This is a genomic window from Neobacillus sp. PS3-12 (genome assembly GCF_030915385.1).
In the GTDB taxonomy this organism is placed as follows: Bacteria; Bacillota; Bacilli; order Bacillales; family Cytobacillaceae; genus JAEVLT01.
In genome coordinates this window covers 4,112,096-4,129,583 of record NZ_CP133268.1, presented here as the reverse complement: position 1 = coordinate 4,129,583, position 17,488 = coordinate 4,112,096, and the positions used below count along the sequence as shown (strand labels likewise).

The window sequence follows — 17,488 nt, the reverse complement described above, 5'->3', positions numbered from 1 at the left end:
CCTTGAGTATCGTTTTTGTTAATTTCCCACCCAAGGATCATATTATTCTTATAGTAAGTCCGCATGTTCAAATAAATAATGATACGAAAGATCAATAAACAAAAATTCATTTGTATTAATCGGGAAAGAAAAAGTACGAATGGTCTCCCCTGTTTCAATATCTGAATAAAGATCCGATAATATCCCTTTTCTTTCGTTGCGCATCTTGATAATATTTTCTAAAAAGTATGGACGCCAGCTCCAATTTTTATGGATATATTCTTTCTGAATACTCCACCCAGATTTTCCTTTGAAAATATTAGGAGATTGCTGAAAGCCGTCTTCGTCACAAACATACATTCGAAATGCAGTTTGATCCATTTCTTTAACGAGCAATTGGAATAAGTCTTCATAATTAGACTTTTTACTTTTCAACACAATTTCTTGAACTTTAGATTGAAAAACTTCTGCTGTGGTATATATAGACTCAAGCTTTCGTTTTTCAAGCATGATAAAATCATGGAATTTAACCTTTAAACGGTCTTTAAGCATGTCTGCATGGATAAAATCTTCAGCAGGCTTTTTTAGGTAAAAGCCTTGATAGTATCTTCCTCCATTTCGCCAAGCAAATTGCAACTGATGTTCCATTTCGATATTTTCAAATAGAAGAGTGGCACCAATTTTTCTGGCAAGCATCGATAAAGAAAATAAAACATCGTTAAACGTCGTTCCAATTGAAGTTGATTTTAAAGCCTGTAAGTTGATTTTGATAATGTTCGGTTCAAGCTCGCCAATACGATCAAAGTAGTTACTATCGCTATCGATTTTTGTAATCGCAATTTTTATGCCATATGTTCGATAATATTGAAGCAAGTGATCTAATTGGTCCAAATCACCCTTGTAGCTTTTTTCCGATATCTCAAGGACAATACGCCCCATAAATAATCCCTTTTTTTCAAAAGCAAGGAGTTCATTTAAAAATGGTTCACCATGACCATACATTAATAAATCTGCTGTTCGATTAAAAAATAGGCTAACATCTTCCTCAAGGTCCAGCGCTTTTTCAAGTGTTTTGACCAGCAGTACTTGATCAACTTCAAATTTGTATTCTTCTGGTATTTGATCATCTTGAAAAAAAGGACCTAAGCTAATGGGCTGGTTATTTGAAAGATATCTTCCTAAAACTTCGTACCCAATAACACGATGTTCATCAGCACTAAAAATCGGTTGAAAAAAAGGAATGACATTTTCAAGATCCGTTAGGATATCCAATGCATCCATTTATGTACCTCCATAAACGATTTCCCCCTATTATACCACATCAAATGTTAGAATACGTTTCACACCAAACGTATTTCCAATAATACATAAACCACCATTACATTTAATTCAAATAGTTTTTAGGAAAAATTGTATATTTTTTTATCCTATCATAATTTCTATTTTCGGGAAAAAGGTTGTATAATAAAGATAAAAGCAGGCTTGTTGATATTATTTTTGAATAGGTAGAAAGGAGTATCAATTTTGAACAGTGATCAAAATATCCCCTCGATGCAATCTAATATAACAATAGAAAACCTCTCTCAGGCCATCTTTATTGTTAATCGGCATGCAAAGACAGCCATTAATCCCGGATTTTTATATAAGCTTAAGCACGAATCGTTAAAGAAACTAATTGCAGAGGGAAAGGCAAAAAAAGTTGGTCTTCACTTTTCTGAACATCCTAAAAATAGCAGGCAGCAATCAGATGTTCTTGTTGAGTGCGGCCGATATACATTTCATATTCCTCCGACAAAACAGGATTTTACCGAACTCCCCCATTTAGGAAAATTAGATAGCAATGTCCATAACCCGAAGGCTTGCCTGTCACTTAAATTTGCTAAAGAAATCCTACAATCCTATACTGGAATAAAAGAATTCTCTGAAACGTCAACAAAACCCAAACACAATCATCGTATCTATGAAAAGCCAGTTTTTAAAAAATTAGGTGAACGCTACTAAATAAATTAATATTCTGAGATATTGATTTATTATTTTTGGCAAAAAAGTTGGGGAAACCCGACTTTTTACTTTTTGTAAATTTATTGATTTTTTGTGAACTTCCTCACAATAATATAGACGGAGAAAACAATATGGATTAAACTACAATCAAAAGATGATCTTGCAGATGTTCAGTCACCAATAATTTTTTAAGAGGTGCTAATTATGAAAGGGACGGCCATTCTTTTTCAAGATCAGAAGGTTCGATTTATTGAAAATATTGATCAAACAATTTTCGATGAAATGAAACAGCAATGTGGCTGCACTCATTGCAATTGTAAACTTGAAAACAAGGTCATTGACTTTGGTTTTGTTTCTCCAGTATTTTGGCATGAAAATGAAATTGACTGGGATTATGGCTATTAATCCTGCCATTAACCATACACTCTCTTTCCCTTTTAAACGACCTTGGACATCCTTGGTCGTTTTTTCTTGTATATGTTTTATCCATCTATTTGATTCGTACACCATTTTAGAAAAGTATAGTTAAAAATGGTAGAATAGATACAACGTTTGTCTACATATTAGTTGATTGGAAGGAAGAACATACAGTGGAACATTTAATCAATCAGAAGGTAAAGGACCTTGAAATTTCAGGAATCAGAAAATTTTTTAACATGGTGGCAAATACGGAGGGGATGATATCTTTAACAATTGGACAGCCTGACTTTCCAACGCCGGAACATGTTAAGCAAGCAGGGATCAAAGCAATTCAGGATAATTATACAAGCTATACCCATAACGCAGGATACTTAGAATTGCGAGAAGCAGCGTGTCAATTTATTGAGAAAAAATATGGCATCAGCTATAATCCCGAGAACGAAGTCATCGTCACAATCGGTGGGAGCGAAGCAATCGATATCAGCTTTAGAACCATTTTATCAGAGGGTTCTGAAGTTATCTTACCTGGTCCTGTATACCCCGGATATGAACCGCTTATTCGAACTTGCGGTGCAGTTCCAGTTTACGTGGATGTCAGGGACAATCAATTCCGTCTAACAGCAGACAAAATCAAACCCTATATTACTGAAAAAACGCGATGCATTGTTTTGCCATACCCATCAAATCCTACCGGTGTAAGTTTATCTGAGTCGGAACTTGCTGATATCGCCTCATTGCTTTCAGAATACGAAATATTTGTTCTGGCAGATGAGATCTACAGTGAACTTGTTTATGACAGGGCCCATACATCAATAGCATCATTTTTAAAAGAAAAAACAATTGTCATTAATGGTTTGTCAAAAAGCCATTCGATGACCGGCTGGAGAATTGGCTTGTTGTTTGCATCTGAATATTTAACAAAACATATTTTAAAAGTGCATCAATATAATGTTTCATGTGCCAATTCTATTGCCCAGAAGGCTGCCTATGAAGCATTAACAGCAGGTATAGATGATGCTCTATTCATGAAAAAGGAATACTTAATGAGACGTGAATATGTTCATCAACGTTTACAGAATATGGGGCTAAATGTTGTCAAACCAGATGGTGCTTTTTACTTTTTTGTGAAGATCCCAGAATCCATTTCAAAAAACAGCTTTGACTTTTGTCTCGAACTTGTCCGCGAAACAAAAGTTGCCGTTGTACCCGGCAGTGCATTTTCAGAATATGGCGAAGGCTATTTCCGTTTGTCCTATGCAGCCTCCATGGAAACATTAAAAGAAGGCTTAGATCGAATTGAGAAGTATTTACGAAAGCTGATTTAAGTAAAAAACCTCTGCTATTTAGCAGAGGTTTTTTAGCTTTAATGCATGCCTTTCCATGGACCTTGATTTTTTGAGGCTTTTTCTTTTTTAGCTTTCTCTTTATGAATTCTGTTCGCTTGAGCCGATCCCATCTCATGCGCAAACTCAGCATTTAAGACAGCAGAATCAAAGCCTTTTTTATTTTTTTGCTGTGGATCATTCTTTTTTGTTCTTTTTGCCATGAACACTCCTCCTAAAAAGTATGATCATATATAGTTTCTTGCATATTGGAGGAACTATCACAGCCATTTTCTGTTATAGATGTTAATCTTTCCAATATTTATAAATTGCTTGTGTTCCGTTATTCTCTTCCCCTTTTTCAGCCATCTGATCGTAAATGGATTTGGAGAGAGCGAGTCCTGGGGCTTCCATCCCCATTTGTTCTGCTTCATCTAAGGCTATCTTCATGTCTTTGATAAAATGTTTTATGTAAAATCCAGGATCAAAATCACCTTTTAGCATTCTTGGGACAAGGTTACTTAATGACCAGCTACCCGCTGCGCCACTAGTAATACTTTTTAGTACAGTGTCAGGATTAAGCCCCGCCTTTTCAGCGTAGATGATGGCTTCGGTTACCCCAATCATGTTAGAAGCAATGGCAATTTGGTTGGCCATTTTTGTATGTTGTCCAGAACCTGCTTTTCCTTGATAGACAATATTGGTGCCTAGTTTTTGAAGGAGCGGGAGAACATCAGTAAAAGCTTCCTCTTCACCGCCAACCATAATGGAAAGTTTTGCGTCTCTTGCCCCGATATCTCCGCCGGAAACAGGTGCATCAATTGTGTGAATCTGATGTTTCTTTGCTTCAGTAGAAATTTTAACTGCAAGGGATGGTGATGATGTAGTCATATCAATAAAATAACTACCTTGTTTTCCGTAAGCGATTAAGCCATTCTCCCCTAAATAGGTTTCTTCCACATCATAAGGATAGCCAACAATCGTAAAAACGACATTTGCTTTTTGTGCTACTTCTTTTGGAGAGTTTGCCCACTCTGCTCCAGACTCAAGTAAATCTGCTGCCTTTTCTTTTGTTCGAGTATAAACCACTAACGGAAAACCCGCCTTTTGTAAGTGGCCAGCCATACTTTTTCCCATAACACCGATCCCAATAAACCCGATAACTGTATTTTCCGGAGTTAACACATCCATCTTCCTTTCAAGCTTTTTTAATGACAGAATTTAGTCAATATATATTATACAAAAATAAAGACAGTTTTGTAGTGAAGTACTATCCATGAAATAGAAAACCGACTGCTCTTTAAGTAGAGACAGTCGGTTTTTCCTTTACAGATCAATTATTTAGTTGCATTTTTTACCGCTTCGATTACCTGGGAAGTTGTTTGCAAATTTAACACTTCTCCAGTCAGTTTTTCCATGTCAGCTTTACTCAAGTTACGAATTTGCGAGCGAGCTTTAAGGATTGATGTTGCACTCATGGAGAATTCATCTAAACCTAATCCGAGTAACAGCGGAATCGCTATTTCATCTCCAGCCATTTCCCCGCACATGCCAGCCCATTTTCCCTGGGAGTGTGCAGCATCAATAACCATCTTAACCAACCGTAAAATGGAAGGACTATAGGGCTGATATAAGTAAGAAACACGCTGGTTCATTCGGTCCGCAGCCATTGTATATTGAATAAGATCATTTGTACCAATACTGAAAAAGTCAACTTCTTTGGCAAATTGATCAGCTAACACAGCGGTAGATGGAATTTCCACCATGATTCCCAGCTCAATTTTTTCAGATACTTTTTGCCCTTGGCCAATAAGTTTTTGCTTTTCTTCTTCGAGAATTTTCTTGGCTGACCTGAATTCATCCAGCGTAGCAATCATCGGAAACATAATCTTCAAATTGCCGAAAAGGCTAGCACGAAGGAGCGCCCGCAGCTGTGTCCTGAAAATATCCTGTTCCTCCAAACAGAGACGAATTGCCCTAAACCCTAGAAATGGATTCATTTCCTTAGGGAGGTTCATATATGGAAGCTCTTTGTCACCGCCAATATCCAAAGTACGAACGACAACAGGTTTTCCTTCCATTCCTTCTAAAACTGCTTTGTAGGCTTCAAACTGTTCTTCCTCTGTTGGTAATTGATCTCTTCCCATGTAAAGGAATTCAGTTCGATAAAGACCAATAGCTTCACCGCCATTTAGTTTAACACCTTTTAAATCCTTTGGTGTCCCAATATTGGCAGCTAGTTCAACATGAAACCCATCGGCCGATACTGACTTTTCGTTAACAAGCTTAGCCCATTCAGCCTTTTGTGCCTCATATTGCAGATGAACTTGTTGATACTGTTGAACAGTCTCAGGTGTCGGATTAATATGTACTTCACCTTTCAGGCCATCAACAATAACTAAGTCCCCATTTTTAATTTCAGCAGTTGCTGTTTTGGTTCCGACAACCGCAGGAATTTCTAATGAACGAGCCATGATCGCAGAGTGTGAAGTCCGACCGCCTATATCTGTCGTGAACCCTTTCACAAATTGCTTGTTCAACTGTGCTGTATCAGATGGGGTTAGATCTTCAGCAATCACAATGACTTCTTCAGAAATCATGCTTGGATTAACAATTTGAACACCTAATAAATGAGAAAGAACACGTTTTGTCACATCACGGATGTCTGCTGCCCGTTCTTTCATATATTCATTTTCCATTTGTTCAAACATCTTCACAAACATATCGGCTGTTTCTTTTAGGGCAGCCTCCACATTTACCTTTTCATTGGTAATTTGCTCTTCAATTGGTGCAATTAATTCAGGATCGCTTAAAACGAGCAGATGTGCTTCAAAAATTGCTGCTTTGTCAGCACCCAGATTTTCTTCTGCATTTTTCCGAATCAATTCAAGCTCAGACTTTGACTTTTCCATACTTAAACGAAAACGTTCAATTTCTGCAGCAGGATTATCAATTGTTTTCTTATCAAATGACAGGTCAGGCTCAACTAGGCGATATGCTTTAGCAATTGCAATTCCATTTGAGGCAGCAATGCCTTTTAATGATGTCATTATTCAGCTAAACCTTCTTTAGATAATGTTTCTGTAAGGCTCGCTATTGCGTCATCTGCATCGCTTCCCTCTGCACTAATTTTAATCTCAGCGCCTTGACCAATACCCAAGGACATCACACCCATAATTGACTTTAAGTTTACTTTCTTACCTTTATATTCTAGATTTATGTCAGAATTAAATCTACTTGCTGTTTGCACAAGTAATGTTGCAGGTCTTGCATGAATTCCTGTATCCGAAATTACCTTAAATTGTTTCTCTGCCATAAAAATCAGTCTCCTTCATCTTAAAAAATTTGAAATAAAACCAATTAGCTGTTGCCAATTTATGAATGATTGGGCCTAAAATAAAGGCAATTAACCAAACGTAAGGAAAACACATTTGTTAACATACTTATTTTTCTCCCAAAAAGTTTTATCATGTACAAAGCATACAACTAATTTTTATCCGTTTTTAACTGGATCATGATAACACAGTACGAAGAATAACACGATTTGACAACGTCAGACAACTTTTAAACATTCATTTATGATAAAATGTAATTTTCTCTATTTTCTCGAAAATGGCAGCGCTATCTTTTTTTGCTACACCTTTCATTGCTAAAAAATAATATATATTCTTCAAGACTTTAGCTTCTTGGTGTATTGAGATATTGATAAATAACATCACCGCCTCTTTGACCAATCCCTCTAAAATGCTTAAAATCGTTCCTTTTTACTAGTTCTACACGAAAGTCTAAAAAATTTTCTTTTTCAACATAATATTCGGATAAAGATCCATCCTTTAATTTTTCTAATATTTCTTGAATCAACTCTTTTTGCATGCAAGAACTCTCCTTTTAAGTTCAGATTCTTGTCGAAATTCCCCTGGAAATAATTCTTTAAACCCATTAAAAGGTTATCTTACAAATGTATGATAGTAAAGTTTTCCCGTACTATTTTCAACATTTTATGAATTTAAAAATTAAGTCTTTACGAATTCGAAAAATTAGTGCAAACTGTTATTTAAATAGATTTTATAATGGTATTAGTTGGAAGGTAAAGGAGAGGGAACATTTGAAAAAGGCAGAAGTGGGAAATGTCATTGAGTTCCGTGAGGGATTGCAAGGGATCGTTGAAAAAGTGAATGAAAATTCTGTGATTGTGGACCTGACTTATATGGATAATTACCGAGACCTAGAATTAGACCAACGTACTGTCATCAATCATAAAAATTATACGGTTGTAAAAGAAAGCGCTTTTTAAATAGAGAGAATTTGTCTAGCGGCCATATGGCTGCTTTTTATTTGTTTAATTTTTTCTTTTGTATCATTATGCCCCACACCTTGAATGATGGGGGGCACAGTTTTTATTAAGCAGTAATTATTTTTCGTTTCCCATTTCTTTTGATATCTCTTTAAGTGATTTAATTTTGCCATGTGGGTTTTGATCCTGCTTTCGTACTGTCCATTCCCTCTCTTGCTGGCTTTTGGATTTGCTCATTTTCTTTCCTCCTTTCATTTCTTTCATTAGCATTTTCAATTAATAGCAGTCTTATTAATTACAAGTGATAAATTACATTTCCCAAGCTGTTATATTTTTGTTAAAATTATTTTTGGTTTTACTTTGAAAGGAGCGAAAGAAATGAAGTTGCGCACTGTCGATCTTCGACTGTTGCTTGCCATAATTTTTTCTCATCTGCTGCTCTTCTTTAGTTTTTCAGATGAGGGTATCTTCTGGTATATATACACGGGTTCCTTATTACTTTTAATCACTTATGCAATCCTTCAAGTAGATGTAGATGATCAGAAAGGATTGTTTTCTTATCTCGGATGGGGAGTCCTATCTGGTTTGCTTTTATATGGTCTTTTTTGGATTGGATATCACGGTGTCGGTTTCCTTCAACTAGGATTTCAGCGCGATATTCACAAGCTTTATTGGTGGTATGGTCCTTCATTATATTGGGAGTTCTTTGCCCTTATTTTAGTAGCTGGTCCGGGAGAAGAAATTTTTTGGCGTGGGTTTGTTCAAAAACGTTTGTTGAGCTTTTTTAAACCAAAGGTTGCAATTATATACGGTGCTATTCTTTATGCCTCTGTACACGTTTATTCCGGAAAGTTTTATGTTAATTTTAGGAGCCTTCCTTTCCGGTATTGTTTGGGGAAGCCTTTATTATTGGAAGAAAAGCATGCCGTTAGTGATTGTTTCTCACATCGTTTTTGATATCATGCTATTTATTATTCTTCCATTAAAGTAAAAAAAGTATCTGTTCAAACGAACAGGTACTTTTTTGTATACTTACCTTCTTTTATTTTCTGAGAGTGGTTTGATCCAAAGTAGCACAATAAACAATAAACTAACATTGCCGAACAACGGATATAAATAGGAAAGGAGTCTTCCATAATCAAAAAGGCTTAATAAATAGGAAAGAACAAAAATTGCAGTTATCGATGCTGCTGTAGGAATGTTTAGCATTTGTTTTAACTGCCGTTCAATTCCAAAGACATTTCCAATTACGGATGTAAAAATCTCCCCATAAATCACCATGACATAAAGCCAATGAAACCCAGGGGCCAAATTTTTCATAATAAAAGCCATCGGGATCTCATATTTTTCTAATTCGGGAAGCATGATTAAAGTAAAATGGCTTGAAATTAAGATAACCGTTAAGGCCGCACCCCCAAGAATTCCTCCCCATTTGATTGTCCAATCATCGTTAATTTCCGTTGCCACAGGAACGAGGACTGCCTGTGCAAGAGCAAGATTAAAGGCTGTATATGAAAAAGGCGACAATACCATTTTCCAGCTATGATTAACTTCAGGAATGATGAATAATTGATCGATAAAATGCGGAGATGTAACGGAAAGCCCCATTAGCATGAGACTAAAGGAAATCATTAATGGGACAACAAATGTATTAACTGCAAAAAGCCCCTTCATTCCGACAAGCATCACAAATATAGATAAAAATATGGTTAAAAACACTCCCATATTTTTCGATAATCCTAGTTGTTCTTTAAATACTGCACCTGCACCTGCCAGCATAACGGCGCTCACTCCTATCAGCATGATAAGCATTAAAATGTTGATCCCTTTACCTGCCCATTTACCAAATAAATATTCATTAAATTCTTGATAGGATCTTGCCTTTATTCTTGCTGCCATTCTCATTAATTTAGAACCCATATATACAAGGAGGTAGCCGCTCATTAAGATGCTGAAAAAGCCTAAAAGGCCAAATCTTGAAAAAAACTCGACGATCTCTTTTCCAGTAGCAAATCCAGCTCCAACTACTGTACCAACGTAGACCGCCGCAATTTGAAAAGCTGCAGCCCAATTCTTGTCCACCATTTTTCCCTCCTCCTTACCAATATATGAGACAAAGGACAAACAATGACGAGCATTTAAAAACATGTCTAATATTTTGGTATCTGGAAAAAATTTCGTTTGTAAAACCCTTGAAAGTCAAAAAAGGTCAGAGTATACTAATGGCATAAGGTCAAAGTTAGTCAAAGTCAAACTAACCTTAAATTTTATGTTACTTAAATAGAGGAGGTTTTCTTTATGCTCTGTCAAATGTGTAAACAAAACCATGCAAATCTTCACCTTAGAATGAATATAAATGGAAATCAACAAGAATTAGTTCTTTGTCATGAATGTTATGAAAAACAAAAGAAAGCAATTGGTGCTGGTTTTGGACCAGTAATGAGTTCCTTTTCAAAATTCCCATTTGAGGATTTATTCGCAGCTAAACAAGATCCGATCAGTCACGATGGATTTGCTCAACAAAGCCAAGTGACTCAAGGGAAAAATAATAGCGGCGGATTCCTCGATCACTTTGGAAGAAATTTAACTAATTTAGCCAAAACAGGTCTAATTGATCCTGTAATCGGCCGAGAAAAAGAAGTTAAACAGATAATCGAAATCTTAAATCGCAGAAATAAAAACAATCCTGTCTTAATCGGAGAACCTGGTGTTGGTAAAACAGCGATTGCCGAAGGGCTTGCTCTCCGTATTATAAATGGAGAGGTTCCTGGAAAACTACGAAATAAAGAAGTGTATTTACTTGATGTTGCATCGCTTGTAGCCAACACAGGAATACGAGGTCAATTTGAAGAAAGAATGAAACAGTTAATTGCAGAATTACAAAAGCGTAAAAACATCATTCTATTCATTGACGAAATTCACTTACTTGTAGGTGCAGGTTCTGCTGAAGGCTCAATGGATGCTGGTAACATTCTCAAACCGGCATTGGCTAGAGGAGAATTACAGTTAATTGGTGCTACAACTTTAAAAGAATATCGTCATATTGAAAAAGACGCAGCATTGGAACGCCGCTTCCAGCCTGTACATGTGCTAGAACCGACACCAGAAGCTGCGATCGAAATTCTAAAAGGAATTAGACCAAAGTACGAAGAATTCCATGAAGTAAAATATTCTGATGAAGCAGTTAAAGCTTGTGTGCAATTATCACACCGCTATATTCAAGACCGTTTCTTACCTGATAAAGCGATCGATTTACTTGATGAAGCAGGATCAAAGCTTAACCTTTCATCCGAATATAAAAATTCAGACCAAATCGAAGCACGACTCAAAGAAATTCAGAACGATAAAGATGCCGCTTTAAAAAATGAAGACTATGAAAAAGCAGCAGTGCTTCGCGATGAAGAGGCTAAACTTGAAAAAGCTCTCAATAAAACCTCTAAATCAGAAAGACCAGTTGTAGAAGTTTCCCATATTCAAGAAATCATCGAACAAAAAACTGGGATACCCGTTGGTAAGCTTCAAGATGAAGAGCAAAATAAAATGAAGCATTTAGAAGAAAACATGAATCAAAAAGTTATAGGCCAAGAAGATGCTGTTAAAAAAGTGGCTAAAGCCATTAGAAGGAGTCGCGCAGGGTTAAAATCAAAGCATCGTCCAATTGGTACCTTCTTATTTGTAGGACCTACAGGGGTAGGTAAAACGGAGTTAACGAAAACACTTGCAGAAGAGTTATTTGGCTCTAAGGATACAATGATTCGCTTAGATATGAGTGAATATATGGAAAAACACAGTGTCTCTAAATTAATTGGTTCACCTCCTGGCTATGTTGGTCACGAGGAAGCAGGCCAATTGACTGAAAAGGTACGTCACAATCCATATAGCATTATCCTATTGGATGAAATTGAAAAAGCCCATCCAGATGTACAGCATATGTTCTTACAGATAATGGAGGATGGCCGCCTAACAGACTCTCAGGGCAGGACTGTAAGCTTTAAAGACACCGTGATTATCATGACAAGTAATGCCGGTGTGGTACAAAAAGCAATTCATGTCGGTTTTGGACAAAGTGAAAATACTGCTGAAGCAAGCATTCTTGATTCACTTGGAAGTTTCTTTAAGCCTGAATTTTTAAATCGTTTTGATAGTATCATTGAATTTAAATCTCTTGAGAAATTGCATATCCTAAAAATTGTTGATTTGATGATTGCTGAATTGCAAGAAACAATAACAGAGCAGAACATCGAATTAACAATTACCCAGGAGGCAAAAGAACAATTGGCCGCACTTGGCTACAATCCAATGTTTGGAGCACGACCGCTTCGCAGAGTGATTCAAGAACAATTAGAAGATAAAATTGCTGATTTTATTCTTGATGAACCTGGCGTAAAGCAAATTTCAGCTGTCGTTGCTGATGGTGAATTGAAGGTAATAACAGAAACTATAACAGTTTGATAAGAAAAGCGAAGCCACTCGGCTTCGCTTTTCTTTTTTATAAGCTCTTATCCTCTACTGAATTTAACCAAGTTTCAATTTCACCAACAACTGATTCCACACAGCCATCTTCAAAGGGAGAAAGCAAATGGGCCGCCTCGACCAGCTTTAAAAATGACATACTGCCGCCTAACTTACATAAATCCATGTAATCTTTCCAGGCTTCGCGGTGGTTTTCTCTAGACCGCTTCCAAAATTGAAAAGCACATATTTGTGCCAGGGTATAATCGATATAATAAAACGGATCGTTAAAAATATGACCTTGTTTTTGCCAAAAACACCCATTCTCCAAATATTCATTTCCATCATAATCACGATGTGGCAAATACTTTTTCTCGATTTCCCGCCACTTAAGATTCCGCTCCTTAGGTGTTGCGCTCGGATTTTCATAGACCCAGTGCTGGAATTCATCCACTGAAACCCCGTATGGTAAAAATAATAACGCATCACTTAAATGGGCAAACCTGTATTTATCTGCCTCTTCCTTATAAAATAACTCCATCCAGGGCCATGTAAAAAACTCCATACTCATCGAGTGGATTTCACACGCCTCATAGGTCGGCCATAAATATTCAGGAATTTCAAAAGAACGACTGGAATAGACCTGAAAGGCATGGCCAGCTTCATGGGTCAATACATCAATATCCCCTGATGTCCCATTAAAGTTTGAAAAGATAAATGGAGATTTATAATTTTCTATATAGGTACAATACCCGCCGCCAGCTTTTCCTTTTTTAGCAATCAGATCCATTAAATGGTGATCCTGCATGTAGCGAAAAAACTCACCCGTTTCTTGTGAAAGTTCTTCATACATTCTTTGCCCATTTTCAATAATCCACTCTGGACTTCCCTTTGGAGCAGGATTTCCTGTTGAAAAATTAAAACCTTCATCATAATATTTTAACTGTGCAACACCAATTCTCACTTTTTGGCGTTCTTTTAGTTTTGTGGCAATTGGAACGATAAAGTCCTTTATTTGTTTTCTGTACTTGGCCACCATTTCAGCATTATAATCTGTCCTCATCATTCGATGATAACCAAGTTCAACGAAATTTTTAAACCCAAGTTTCTGAGCAATTTCTGTTCGAACTTTAACTAACTCATCATAAATTCGATCAAGCTCTCCTTGGTGTTCGGCTAAAAAGTTGAATTTTGCAACGCTTGCCCGCTTTCGCATTCCTCGATCATTTGCTTGAGTAAAAGGTTCTAATTGCGCAAGTGTCCTTTCCTCCCCTTCAAAGGCAATTTTGGCTGAGGCAATCAGTTTCGTATATTCGGTAGATAATCGATTTTCCTTTTGCAGTAATGGAATAACCTCAGGTTTGAATGTTTTCAATTGACTTTCCGCCAGGTCAAAAAGCTGCGTTCCCCATTTTTCCTCCAGTTCCTGGCGAAATCTAGATTGTACCAGTGCTTGATAATATTTTGTTGTCAGACCCTCTATTTCCGGATCTAACTCATCCATATAATCCTGTTCTGTTTTATAAAATTCGTCTTCGGTATTAATGGAATGACGGATTGAACAAAGATTAAACATTGTTCCAAGGTCGTTTTTAATCCTGTTAATTTCGTTCATCGCCTGACTTTGTTCTTCAATGGAATGTGCTCCATTAAATTTCTCAAGCATCGCTTCAAATTGTCTCTTTACTTCATCTAAGTTTGGTCTTGTATATGTATAATCCTCAAATCTCATCGTATATCTCCTCCTTTATGCTAAATTGGTTTATATACGGTTCTCTTCTATACTATATACTTTCTTATTAGCAAAAAAATACGGCTTACGCCGTATTAAAATTTCCCTGCAGGTAATCCCAATTTTTTTAACAACCTGATTGCTTCTTCTTTTTCACTTTCATCTAAGCTGGACATTAAATCATTAATCCTTTTGGCATGATCAGGAAAAATTCCCTCAATAAATTGTCTTCCTGCATCAGATATTTGGGCGTACGTAACCCTTCGATCATTTGGACAAGCGACTCTTTTTAAAAGTCCCTTTTGTTCTAACTTATCAACAACATAGGTTATACTTCCGCTGGCAATCAAAATTTTTCCGCCAATTTGCTGCAACGGAACGTCACCTTTATGATACAAAAGCTCTAAAACGGCAAACTCAGTTGGATTTAATCCATTTGCTTGAATCATTTTATTTACATGCTCATTGATAGCTTTATATGCTCTTGAAAGGACAATGAATAATTTTAATGATTGAGAAACAGAGTCATTTTCCATGCTAATCATCCTTTTAGAAAGTATCTATTCTTATACTCATATTTCATTCTTTAATATCTCGATTTCAAAATTATTATAAAAAATTTCTGTCCAACTGTCAATGAACCTTAAGTGAATAGCATAATAAATCACATTTTCACATTCTAATGCAATTAAAATTATTTCGTAATCAGAAACATTTTTAATTCTCATTTTGATGAAAATTATGTAAGATATTTATAGTTAACAAGAAAGGGAGAATGCTATGAGTCAACAGGCGATCATCTCTGCTAAGAAAGCAGGTACATCTGGGGCCACTATATACAAAATTCTTTTTATTATCGGCATATGCCATTTATTAAATGATGCACTTCAAGCAGTAGTTCCTGCTATGTTTCCAATTTTAGAAAAATCAATGGGACTATCTTATACCCAGTTAGGCGTTATTGCGTTTTCTTTAAACATGGTTTCTTCCGTCATGCAGCCACTGATCGGAGTCTTTACTGACCGCAAGCCAAAACCATTCGCTCTGCCGATTGGTCTCACTGCGACATTAATTGGAGTCCTGGGAATTGCCTTTGCTCCCAGCTTTGCATGGGTTGTCTTTTCGGTTGTCTTTATTGGAATTGGTTCTGCTGTGTTTCATCCCGAAGGCTCTCGTGTGGCCCATATGGCGTCTGGAACGCGGAGAGGACTGGCCCAATCCATCTACCAAGTAGGTGGAAATACTGGCCAGGCTTTAGCTCCTCTCATCACAGCCTTAATTCTTGTACCACTTGGGCAAAAAGGGGCTTCGTGGTTTTCAATTGTCGCTGCCTTGGCGGTTATTCTTCTAGTCTATATTGCCAATTGGTATAATCAAAAACTAAGATTATCTTCACATTCAGTAAAGGCTAAATCCGCCAGGCAAACAAATAATAAGGGGATTGGAAAACGGGTTAAGACTGCATTAATATTGATCCTCTTGTTGATTTTTGCCCGATCCTGGTATATCTCTGGAATGACTAATTTCTATGCTTTTTATGCTATTCATCAATATGGAATGACAATCAAAGAGTCGCAGCTTTTCCTGTTTGCCTTCCTTGTTGCAGGTGCTGTTGGAACCTTTTTTGGCGGCCCGCTTTCAGACAGATTTGGGAAAAAAAGAATTATTTCCTTTTCAATGCTTGCTGTCCTTCCATTTTCGTTACTTCTTCCATTTATGCCGAGTGTAGTTGCCTTTATTTTTTTACTCTTGACAGGATTTATCTTAATGACCAGTTTTTCAGTAACAGTTGTTTATGCACAGGAGCTTGTTCCGGGAAAAATAGGCTTAATGTCAGGTTTAACGGTTGGTCTTGCTTTTGGAATGGGTGCCGTGGGTTCAGTTGGATTGGGAACGATTGCCGATCTAATCGGATTGCCAACAATGATCTCGGCGATTGGAGTCTTGCCGCTGATTGGTTTAACAGCCTTCCTGCTTCCTTCAGATAAAACAATTAGTGAGTGGAATGAAGAATAAGCTAAAAGAGGATGGAAACTAATCCATCCTCTTTTAGCTTATATCTCTTGTATTCTTCGGAACAGTTCCTCTTTTTCTTCATCAGATAACATTCGCTCTGCCATTGTAAAAAGCACATTTTCTTCTTTAGTAAAATGCTCTGTTAAAATATTATGAGCATTTTTCACCAATTCCGCTAAATTTTTTATTTTTTCAGATGAAATAGTCTCTGTTTCTGCACCTTTAAGGAAAGCTTTAATAAACGATTTGGCTTGTTCATGTTCATATTCCATCACGGCAATGGGACCAGAGGTAGTTCCAATGTATTCGCCCAGCATAGGAAATAACACACTTTCCTCACGTTCTGAATGAGGATCGAGCTCCGCTTTAAAGGTAACAACTCCCTTTTTTAAAACAGCAAATGTTTGTTCAACATCAATGTCATTTTCAATCTTTTCTATCAAAGTATATAAATCGGCAAGCTTATCTCTTAATGAAACATGTTCCCTCTTTAATTGGGCAAGTCCTGGGGATATTTCACCGGACTGCATTCCTGGAAATCCATTCATTTTCATTCACCTCTCGTCATTACATATCTTTAGTATATAAGTGCTATACCATGAATGTTGTGAGTTTTATCACTAATATGATTTTCTTTCAATCCATCTAAGTTTTCCCATTTATTTAGAAAATATTTATTATTTCATGTAATAGACATATTTCAACACAATATCACTTTCATAATTTCATATAATATAAGTAGTATCATTTAAGGAGGGGTCTTATTGTCCTGCCCAATATACGAAGATTTCTATCCTAAAGCATTAATACCTATTGGTCGTAATGATCAGTCCCTGTTGCCTAAGTTAAAATTATGTTCAATCGCACTTCCTGAAACTGTAACCCATTGGCTGATTTCTTTGGAAGGGGAAGTAATTCCTAAACAGAATAAGTATTATCATTGGAAAGTATCGATTTATCCTTCAAATATAAATGGGTCTTTTGAGTGGGATCAAGCTTTCTATACTTCTCCATATGTTCAATCCATGGATGAAGCAATTGAACTGGCTCGGAAATTTGAAAATTGCAGTAAAAACGATGAAGTCCTCTCCACATACCTTCTAGAGAAAATCAGCTAAATCCTCTTCTAATATCCACCTTTGCTTTTCCTTTTTTTAAAATTCATTGTGAAAAAACATACATATAGTACAAACCAAAAAAATCCTTCCGTTCCATTCAACAGGGGTAAAAAATCAAGAATGATTTTTTACACAACCCAAAAAACAGATGCTG

At 36.5% G+C, this 17,488-nt stretch carries 18 protein-coding genes and 1 pseudogene; 8 read left to right on the top strand and 11 right to left on the bottom strand.

Annotation, left to right across the window (positions count from 1 at the left end; all coding sequences use genetic code 11):
• Positions 1–48: 48 nt before the first annotated feature.
• A complete protein-coding gene (locus RCG17_RS20855) occupies positions 49–1,260 on the bottom strand; it encodes an EAL domain-containing protein (RefSeq protein ID WP_308171990.1) in 1,212 nt (403 codons plus the stop codon).
• A 243-nt stretch (positions 1,261–1,503) separates the two neighbouring features.
• On the opposite strand from RCG17_RS20855, the gene RCG17_RS20850 reads away from it, so the two are divergent.
• From RCG17_RS20850 to RCG17_RS20840, 3 genes are all read left to right on the top strand, one after another.
• The gene (locus tag RCG17_RS20850; RefSeq protein ID WP_308171989.1) at positions 1,504–1,980 is read left to right on the top strand and encodes a YkyB family protein; all 477 of its coding nucleotides are present in this window, start codon (positions 1,504–1,506) and stop codon (positions 1,978–1,980) included.
• Between the two features lie 204 nt (positions 1,981–2,184).
• Positions 2,185–2,385 (top strand): hypothetical protein, encoded by a 201-nt coding sequence (locus tag RCG17_RS20845; protein WP_308171988.1) that lies wholly within the window; start codon positions 2,185–2,187, stop codon positions 2,383–2,385.
• 185 nt (positions 2,386–2,570) lie between these two features.
• Entirely contained in the window at positions 2,571–3,725 is a 1,155-nt protein-coding gene (locus tag RCG17_RS20840; protein ID WP_308171987.1) for an aminotransferase A, read from the top strand.
• A gap of 38 nt (positions 3,726–3,763) precedes the next feature.
• Here RCG17_RS20840 and RCG17_RS20835 read toward each other — a convergent pair whose 3' ends face one another.
• The 5 genes from RCG17_RS20835 to RCG17_RS20815 all read right to left on the bottom strand — a co-directional run bounded on the left by RCG17_RS20835 (position 3,764) and on the right by RCG17_RS20815 (position 7,595).
• Positions 3,764–3,946, bottom strand: a complete 183-nt coding sequence (locus RCG17_RS20835) for a hypothetical protein (protein WP_308171986.1) — start codon at positions 3,944–3,946, stop codon at positions 3,764–3,766.
• Between the two features lie 82 nt (positions 3,947–4,028).
• Positions 4,029–4,907: an NAD(P)-dependent oxidoreductase gene (locus tag RCG17_RS20830; protein ID WP_308171985.1), complete on the bottom strand. Its 879-nt coding sequence runs from the start codon at positions 4,905–4,907 to the stop codon at positions 4,029–4,031.
• A gap of 152 nt (positions 4,908–5,059) precedes the next feature.
• A complete protein-coding gene (gene ptsP / locus RCG17_RS20825; protein WP_308171984.1) occupies positions 5,060–6,772 on the bottom strand; it encodes a phosphoenolpyruvate--protein phosphotransferase in 1,713 nt (570 codons plus the stop codon).
• Positions 6,772–7,038, bottom strand: a complete 267-nt coding sequence (locus RCG17_RS20820) for a phosphocarrier protein HPr (protein WP_308171983.1) — start codon at positions 7,036–7,038, stop codon at positions 6,772–6,774. The genes ptsP and RCG17_RS20820 overlap by 1 nt, the downstream gene beginning before the upstream one ends.
• A 362-nt stretch (positions 7,039–7,400) precedes the next feature.
• The gene (locus tag RCG17_RS20815; RefSeq protein ID WP_308171982.1) at positions 7,401–7,595 is read right to left on the bottom strand and encodes a hypothetical protein; all 195 of its coding nucleotides are present in this window, start codon (positions 7,593–7,595) and stop codon (positions 7,401–7,403) included.
• A gap of 232 nt (positions 7,596–7,827) precedes the next feature.
• On the opposite strand from RCG17_RS20815, the gene RCG17_RS20810 reads away from it, so the two are divergent.
• Entirely contained in the window at positions 7,828–8,016 is a 189-nt protein-coding gene (locus tag RCG17_RS20810) for a YkvS family protein (RefSeq protein WP_308171981.1), read from the top strand.
• Between the two features lie 117 nt (positions 8,017–8,133).
• Here the strand turns inward: RCG17_RS20810 and RCG17_RS20805 are convergent, their stop codons facing one another.
• Complete coding sequence (locus RCG17_RS20805; protein WP_308171980.1) at positions 8,134–8,253, bottom strand: DUF6254 family protein; 120 nt, start codon at positions 8,251–8,253, stop codon at positions 8,134–8,136.
• Positions 8,254–8,394: 141 nt separating this feature from the next.
• Here RCG17_RS20805 and RCG17_RS20800 point away from each other — a divergent pair.
• Positions 8,395–9,007 (top strand): annotated as a pseudogene (locus tag RCG17_RS20800) (lysostaphin resistance A-like protein).
• 41 nt (positions 9,008–9,048) lie between these two features.
• Here the strand turns inward: RCG17_RS20800 and RCG17_RS20795 are convergent.
• Positions 9,049–10,098, bottom strand: a complete 1,050-nt coding sequence (locus RCG17_RS20795; protein WP_308175902.1) for a YkvI family membrane protein — start codon at positions 10,096–10,098, stop codon at positions 9,049–9,051.
• A gap of 216 nt (positions 10,099–10,314) precedes the next feature.
• Between RCG17_RS20795 and RCG17_RS20790 the strand changes: the two genes are divergently transcribed.
• Positions 10,315–12,468, top strand: coding sequence for an ATP-dependent Clp protease ATP-binding subunit (locus RCG17_RS20790; RefSeq protein WP_308171978.1), 2,154 nt, complete (start codon positions 10,315–10,317; stop codon positions 12,466–12,468).
• A gap of 37 nt (positions 12,469–12,505) precedes the next feature.
• Here RCG17_RS20790 and RCG17_RS20785 read toward each other — a convergent pair whose 3' ends face one another.
• Positions 12,506–14,200: a M3 family oligoendopeptidase gene (locus RCG17_RS20785; protein ID WP_308171977.1), complete on the bottom strand. Its 1,695-nt coding sequence runs from the start codon at positions 14,198–14,200 to the stop codon at positions 12,506–12,508.
• A gap of 95 nt (positions 14,201–14,295) precedes the next feature.
• Positions 14,296–14,736 (bottom strand): MarR family winged helix-turn-helix transcriptional regulator, encoded by a 441-nt coding sequence (locus tag RCG17_RS20780; protein ID WP_308171976.1) that lies wholly within the window; start codon positions 14,734–14,736, stop codon positions 14,296–14,298.
• A gap of 244 nt (positions 14,737–14,980) precedes the next feature.
• On the opposite strand from RCG17_RS20780, the gene RCG17_RS20775 reads away from it, so the two are divergent.
• Positions 14,981–16,216 carry an MFS transporter gene (locus RCG17_RS20775; RefSeq protein WP_308171975.1) on the top strand — a complete coding sequence of 412 codons (1,236 nt, stop codon included), beginning with the start codon at positions 14,981–14,983 and terminating at the stop codon, positions 16,214–16,216.
• Positions 16,217–16,254: 38 nt separating this feature from the next.
• Here the strand turns inward: RCG17_RS20775 and RCG17_RS20770 are convergent, their stop codons facing one another.
• On the bottom strand, positions 16,255–16,764 hold the full coding sequence (locus RCG17_RS20770; protein WP_308171974.1) for a hemerythrin domain-containing protein: 510 nt from the start codon (positions 16,762–16,764) through the stop codon (positions 16,255–16,257).
• A gap of 216 nt (positions 16,765–16,980) precedes the next feature.
• Here RCG17_RS20770 and RCG17_RS20765 point away from each other — a divergent pair, with 216 nt between their 5' ends.
• The gene (locus tag RCG17_RS20765) at positions 16,981–17,334 is read left to right on the top strand and encodes a hypothetical protein (protein WP_308171973.1); all 354 of its coding nucleotides are present in this window, start codon (positions 16,981–16,983) and stop codon (positions 17,332–17,334) included.
• The last annotated feature ends 154 nt before the right edge of the window (positions 17,335–17,488 follow it).

Coding starts and splice junctions, on each gene's coding strand:
- RCG17_RS20855 (WP_308171990.1), bottom strand. CDS start 1,260: ATGGATGCATTGGATATCCTAACGGATCTTGAAAATGTCATTCCTTTT.
- RCG17_RS20845 (WP_308171988.1), top strand. CDS start 2,185: ATGAAAGGGACGGCCATTCTTTTTCAAGATCAGAAGGTTCGATTTATT.
- RCG17_RS20835 (WP_308171986.1), bottom strand. CDS start 3,946: ATGGCAAAAAGAACAAAAAAGAATGATCCACAGCAAAAAAATAAAAAA.
- ptsP (WP_308171984.1), bottom strand. CDS start 6,772: ATGACATCATTAAAAGGCATTGCTGCCTCAAATGGAATTGCAATTGCT.
- RCG17_RS20820 (WP_308171983.1), bottom strand. CDS start 7,038: ATGGCAGAGAAACAATTTAAGGTAATTTCGGATACAGGAATTCATGCA.
- RCG17_RS20815 (WP_308171982.1), bottom strand. CDS start 7,595: ATGCAAAAAGAGTTGATTCAAGAAATATTAGAAAAATTAAAGGATGGA.
- RCG17_RS20805 (WP_308171980.1), bottom strand. CDS start 8,253: ATGAGCAAATCCAAAAGCCAGCAAGAGAGGGAATGGACAGTACGAAAG.
- RCG17_RS20790 (WP_308171978.1), top strand. CDS start 10,315: ATGCTCTGTCAAATGTGTAAACAAAACCATGCAAATCTTCACCTTAGA.
- RCG17_RS20785 (WP_308171977.1), bottom strand. CDS start 14,200: ATGAGATTTGAGGATTATACATATACAAGACCAAACTTAGATGAAGTA.
- RCG17_RS20780 (WP_308171976.1), bottom strand. CDS start 14,736: ATGGAAAATGACTCTGTTTCTCAATCATTAAAATTATTCATTGTCCTT.
- RCG17_RS20775 (WP_308171975.1), top strand. CDS start 14,981: ATGAGTCAACAGGCGATCATCTCTGCTAAGAAAGCAGGTACATCTGGG.
- RCG17_RS20770 (WP_308171974.1), bottom strand. CDS start 16,764: ATGAATGGATTTCCAGGAATGCAGTCCGGTGAAATATCCCCAGGACTT.